Raw genomic sequence first — 3022 nt, 5'->3', positions numbered from 1 at the left:
TCTGGTTTGCTAATAATAAATTAGGTGTTATAGACAAGGATTTTTTCTTGCTTATTTCTGACCCTAATGCATACAAAGATCATAAACCAAGAAAGGTTACTAAAAAGCGTTACCCTTCTACTGCCGCTTAACCGTTACCTATCTCCTGAAGTCATACCTAAAAGGAAATAATAAAATGAACTTTGAAGAGATAACAGATACAATAAAGGGTAAATTATATGAGAGAATAGGAAATACATTTTTGTTTTCCTATAGCATTCTTTTCTTAAGTATTAATTGGAAATATTTTTATCAAATATATAATGCTTACAGCCTAATTAAAATTAATGACTACTTAGAAAAAAATCCGATTAATCTCATAACTCCATTATACTTTGCTATACTATACACACTATTTATGCCAGTTATAATACTCATTTCAGAATCTTACCAAGAATTAGTAAAAATAGGAACGATTCAAATCAGAAATTATATGAGGAAAAAATGGCAGGAAGTAGAATTAACAACTATTTCATCCATAGAAGAAAAATATAAAAACAAAATATTGGCATTAGAAACGAAAATTAGAAATAACGAAATCCAATTTGAATTAATTTCAAAGAATTTAGTTGATTGGTTTAAAAAGAATTACAATATTGATGACTCGGTTACAATAATATTTCATAAAACAAGTGAAAATCTGAAAGTCGGAGATGTTGCTGTTAATGTCGATGGAATTGCCTCGCGTTTTATTTCAAGCAATTATCCAGTTTTAGGCATTGTTGTAGATAAACCTACTGAAACCTACTCATTCATAATTAAAGATGGTGAATTAAATCCAGAAATATGCGATATTTCACAATTTCAAAATATAATTCTTGATGGAATATATATTTTATCAAATAAATTTCCTTCAAGACTTGATTACCTGGATAATGAAAGAAGAGGAACTTTGCAACAAATTGGAAAAAAAGAAGGCTCAAAATTTACTGTTGAACTCAAAAACATTCAAAGAAACTAATGCACAGCGTATAACAGCGCCTTAACGCTTCGCTTCGGGTCTTCGCCCTCGCTCGGTCTGCGACACATAGGCTTCTGGCACTCCCCTTGCTTCCGCAAGTGTCGTTCCAGTCCCTAACGTCCCGTTCGGGACTCAGGGTCAGCCTACGTCGTTAAGGCTAGTTCGTTATGCGCAATTCAAATAAATTTTTTAATGTATAAGTAAAGATAATGAACAAAAATATCCATTGATACTATTAATAATCATTGCCTTGAAAGTGAAAGCGCCGTTTTAAGAAAGAGAATTGATTAATATTTAAATTGATTATTATTTTTACTTTTAAAAAAATTGATAACTATGAGTAAACATATCAACGGTATCGGCGGATTTTTCTTCCGTTCGGAAAATCCTGAAATCTTAAAGAACTGGTACATAGAAATCTTAGGCATAGATATTCAGAATATGGTCTGGCAGCAACAGTCAGGACCTACTGTCTTTGAACCATTTTCTAAAAATACAGACTATTTCTCCAAAGATAAAATGTGGATGATTAATTTTCGTGTTTCAAATCTAAAATCATTCATAGAAGAGTTAAAAAAAAAGGGAGTTGAAGTAGAAGAAAAAGAAGAATGGAATTCGATGCCAGAAATAGGAGTTTTTGCGAGAGTATATGATCCAGAAGGAAATGCAATCGAGCTCTGGCAACCTGCAGAAGAATAGATTATCTTATAAATTTAAGAATAAATCATCTTATAATTTAAAAAAATATTCTTTAGTTAATTTTTGATATGTTACTGATATTTTAGAACAAATAAAAAATATTACCTCATTTTTTTTCTTCCGGATAACGTTTAAAATTTGATTAATAAAAAATACTTTTAACTAGGTAAAATTTGAACTGCGCATAACTGCGGCTGACACGCTGCGCTCGGGACTTTCGCCCTCGCTCGGCCTAAAGGCACATTGTCCTCCGTCACGCTTCTTGCGTCGCAAGAAGTCGCGCCGACGCTAACGCCTCGGAGAGGCTCAGCTACGGACAACGTCGTGTAGCCTAGTTCGTTAAGCGCAATTACTTAAATGTTATTAGAAAATCATAAAAGGATAACTAAGGAGGATTTTCAGTTCGCAAATTTAATTTGGGATTTTCTTTCAATTCGGGACCAAATTAAAAAGCTGATCTCATTTTCGTTTTATGCAGCCATGATTTAAGAGTAGCTAAGTATTCTGCTCTTCTCTTCAAGCAGGGTTATGCAAAACATATCTTATTCTCCGGGGGGTTAAATTTCTTCACAAAGAATATCTTTACCAAGTCTGAAGCTGAATCTTTCGCGGATGTTGCAATTTCAGAAGAGGTTCCCCAAAATTCAATTTTTGTAGAAAATAAATCTACAAACACTGGGGAGAATATTCTATTTTCAAAAAGAATTCTTAAATCTTTAAATCTTGAAATTAACACTATCATTGCTTTACAAAAGCCTTCAATGACTCTCAGAATAAAACTAGCATTAGAAAAACAATGGTCTGAACCAAAATTTTATATTTCCTCGCCTTCTTATCCATTAGCTCATGCTCCCCATACCTTTATTAATCTTTTTATGATTATCAACGAAATCGTCGGCGACTTGCATCGGATCCTTGAATATCCAAAATTAGGTTATCAATCAGAAATTCTTGTTCCAAAAAATGTAATTCAAGCTTACCATTTCCTCATTGATAATGGTTACGATTTGCATCTTTGCAATGGAAACCGTAATATCGAGTTTAAATAGAATTTTATTAATAAATAAGTAACTGCGCTTAACTGCGGCTGACACGCTTCGCTTCGGGTCTTGCGCCCTCGCTCGGCCTAAAGGCACATTGTCCTCCGGCACGCTTCTTGCTCTGCAAGAAGACGCGCCGACGCTAACGCCTGCGCTGCAGGCTCAGCTACGGACAACGTCGTGTAGCCTTGTTCGTTATGCGAAAGTTTATCTAAATCTTTTTTTATTAAAAATATCAAAGAATCTTATTTCAATTTTCATCTAGTATGACTCAGGACATGGG

3 protein-coding genes are annotated in these 3022 nt (G+C 33.8%); all 3 read left to right on the top strand.

The genetic code is table 11. The annotated features are described in order from the left end of the window. Window positions 1–175 precede the first annotated feature (175 nt). Complete coding sequence (locus tag DI060_RS18755) at window positions 176–1000, top strand: hypothetical protein (protein ID WP_108978542.1); 825 nt, start codon at window positions 176–178, stop codon at window positions 998–1000. A 336-nt stretch (window positions 1001–1336) separates the two neighbouring features. Next, complete coding sequence (locus tag DI060_RS18750) at window positions 1337–1699, top strand: VOC family protein (RefSeq protein WP_108978541.1); 363 nt, start codon at window positions 1337–1339, stop codon at window positions 1697–1699. A gap of 461 nt (window positions 1700–2160) precedes the next feature. Continuing rightward, on the top strand, window positions 2161–2748 hold the full coding sequence (locus tag DI060_RS18745) for a YdcF family protein (protein ID WP_244594508.1): 588 nt from the start codon (window positions 2161–2163) through the stop codon (window positions 2746–2748). The last annotated feature ends 274 nt before the right edge of the window (window positions 2749–3022 follow it).

Origin of the sequence: Leptospira ryugenii, from assembly GCF_003114855.1 — a bacterium.
GTDB lineage: Bacteria > Spirochaetota > Leptospiria > Leptospirales > Leptospiraceae > Leptospira_A > Leptospira_A ryugenii.
This window is presented reverse-complemented; position numbering and strand designations above follow the sequence as displayed.